Annotated in this window: 1 protein-coding gene; it reads right to left on the bottom strand. The window is 77.8% G+C overall.

Annotation, left to right across the window (positions count from 1 at the left end):
* On the bottom strand, positions 1–216 hold a 216-nt coding region (locus tag QWY28_RS24105), incomplete at both ends, for a hypothetical protein (protein WP_300955421.1).

Raw genomic sequence — 216 nt, 5'->3', positions numbered from 1 at the left:
GCCGACGGTGCGGCTGGCGCTGGTGAGCTGGCGGTACAGCCGCCAGTAGGTCGTCTCGGTCACCGCCGCGAGATCCCGGCCCGCGTAGAGGCGGAGGGGGTCCAGGCCCGCCCGCGCGACGGCGCGGGCGGTGCCCGCCGCCGTGTCGACCTGCACCAGGTGGTCGGCACCCTCGCCTCCGCCGCCCGGCACCGAGTCGACCAGCAGGTCGAGGCG

It is taken from the genome of Nocardioides oceani (genome assembly GCF_030412965.1).
GTDB lineage: Bacteria > Actinomycetota > Actinomycetes > Propionibacteriales > Nocardioidaceae > Nocardioides > Nocardioides oceani.
This window is presented reverse-complemented; position numbering and strand designations above follow the sequence as displayed.